The 2248-nt window shown below is 50.4% G+C and carries 2 protein-coding genes and 1 pseudogene; 1 reads left to right on the top strand and 2 read right to left on the bottom strand.

What is annotated here, in order from left to right:
* Window positions 1-135: pseudogene (locus IQ254_RS34145) on the top strand (IS630 family transposase); the annotation flags it as partial.
* Between the two features lie 163 nt (window positions 136-298).
* Here the strand turns inward: IQ254_RS34145 and IQ254_RS30830 are convergent.
* Both IQ254_RS30830 and IQ254_RS30825 read right to left on the bottom strand, forming a co-directional pair.
* Window positions 299-817 carry a hypothetical protein gene (locus IQ254_RS30830; protein WP_193969948.1) on the bottom strand — a complete coding sequence of 173 codons (519 nt, stop codon included), beginning with the start codon at window positions 815-817 and terminating at the stop codon, window positions 299-301.
* Window positions 818-1203: 386 nt separating this feature from the next.
* A complete protein-coding gene (locus IQ254_RS30825; RefSeq protein ID WP_193969947.1) occupies window positions 1204-2169 on the bottom strand; it encodes a DUF362 domain-containing protein in 966 nt (321 codons plus the stop codon).
* Window positions 2170-2248 lie beyond the last annotated feature (79 nt).

Genomic DNA, 2248 nt, shown 5'->3' with positions numbered 1-2248 from the left:
TTCATTTCAAATCGTTTATTTAAGTCGATTGAAGATCTTGAAGCCCTTATCAACAAACTTCTCAATGAGGGGGATTTAGTTATAAATTGGCATCGCAAGGTGAAAAATAAGGGAAATTCGATTAATGCAATTTAGATGCGTAACAGCTTACAGCCTAGGGGTAATGCTGGCTAGACAAAGTCACTTTGAGGAAGCAGCGGCGGCCTTTCAAGAAGCCATTCTCCTCGGCATTCCTATACCTTAAAGGGGTACGCAGGCGATGGCTAAAGCTTTAAATTGCTGGCAGAAGGATATAGCATCAGCGATTGAACAGAAATTTCCGAAAGTGGCGAGCAATGGCCTCCAGTTCTCGTCTCTCAAGCATGCCAATTGCCTGGTCCAAGGCAATTTCTCTGCCTGACCTTGTTAAAAAGCAAAGTTGAAACCGTACATGTGTATATCCGTATCCTATGTAGTGTGAGTCCAAAAACCTTACTTCTACTGTTCTAATTTCGTGGAGCGGCAATTCAAAAAATTCTGATTGCCCCAAACCTTTAAACTCTATAGTTGCTTGGTTAGAGCCTTTATTTAATGTATACACAGTGACTATTCTCTTATTTGACAGAAAACGTCGAAGTGCAAGCCAAAGAAGCCAGACTGTTGTAGGCAAAAAGAGACAAATCCACCATCCAATGCCAACGCTAGTGCTGAATTCCCACAATAAGCCTCCTACTATCAACAGGCAACCAAACATCACAAAACCAGTCCCAACCAAAAACTCTGCTTTAGTTCCTCTTTGAAGAATTAAGGCTTGCTCGCTTTTTGTCAAAATCTTCATCGCCGCTCCCTTTTTAAAAATGCCGCCAATTTAATCGTTTTTTCGATTTTTCTGATGACCATAATTTCAGGCAAAAAGAAGAGCTGAGATGATTTACATAGACTTACAGTGCTTCAAATTTAATCCAACAGATAAGCTTTGACCGTCACTATGATTTTCAGTCATCACCGCCAGTTAAGCTATAACCGGTGAGAAATTGTCAAAGGGAAAACTTGGTCTAATATCCTTGCACCAACGCTCTAGACAATGATTCAATTCATGCCCCAACGCGAAATAGCTAATAGCTTAAGGTTTGCTTTCAAAATCCAACCCTAACGGTTGGTTAGGTGCTCTTCGAAGCCTGAGCACTTGGAAAAGCTCAGTGGTTTGAACGTCTACCTCGGTTTTTAGAGCCGCCCGGCGTAGGCAGTCATCGGTTCTTTGATAAAGCGAATATACAGGTGCTTGAAGGTCGACTTCACCACCCGAGGCATGCCAAAGTCGATGGGCATCAGTTCCGCAGGCAGTTGCCAATCGGTCACCCGCAGCTCGTGGGGGGTGGACAGGGGGAATGCGATCTCCTCCCAAGCGGGGCAAACCCCCAGCCGCATCGACTGAGCCACAGTGGGCACCGCGAGGGGATCAACTCTCAGCACCGCCACCATCGCCCGGTCGAGGGCAAACACATTACCGGAGGCACCTAGAACGCCTAAATTCCTGGGTTCGCCATTGCTGGGGCCATTGCCCTCGTGACCGACAATGCCATCGACGATGGTTAACGCCGGGTCGATCAGCCGGGCGGTTTCGACCAGCATGGTGCCAAACCGCTGGACGTCTTTACCTGCCTCCATGTGCCACCAGGCCTTCATTTTGCCGGGTACGCAGCCAAACAAATTCTTCACCCCCAGGGTGAGGGTGAGCTGCACGTGGGACTTGACTTTGGGGAGGTTAATCACCACGTCGGCTGCCATCGCTTCTCTAGAAAGACGCAGATGGTCAAATTCGGCATTATCGCTGGGATAGCGCTGGCCGTGGAGCTCGACAATAGGCAAGCTGAGTTCTTGAGCCAGGGGGAGCAGACCATTGGCCTTAGCCACGCCCCGGGCGCTGCCGAAGGCAGGACTATCGCCCAAAAATGGCTTGCCGCCCACGGCATGAACCTGCTGGGCGACGGCGTAGACAAGCTCGGGGCGAGTGGTGCATGCTTTGGTTGGGCGCGCGCCGGTCAATAGGTTGGGCTTGAGTAAGACGCGATCGCCCGGTTTGACAAAGGCCGCCATGCCTCCCAGGGGTGCCAGTACCTCGGTGAGCGATCGCGCCAGTTCGGCCCTATGGTAAGACTGGGCGCGTATTAGGCTGACGGGTACGGCCATGGCGAGGTTCTCCGGCAAGGGGTCTGTCTGGAGGATAGCCCGAATGGGGAGCTGGGGGGAATAGGAAGCTAGGGGGAGG

This window comes from Nodosilinea sp. LEGE 07088, assembly GCF_015207395.1.
In the GTDB taxonomy this organism is placed as follows: domain Bacteria; phylum Cyanobacteriota; class Cyanobacteriia; order Phormidesmidales; family Phormidesmidaceae; genus Nodosilinea.
The sequence above is the reverse complement of the archived record's forward strand: the minus strand, read 5'-3'. Positions and strand labels throughout refer to the sequence as shown.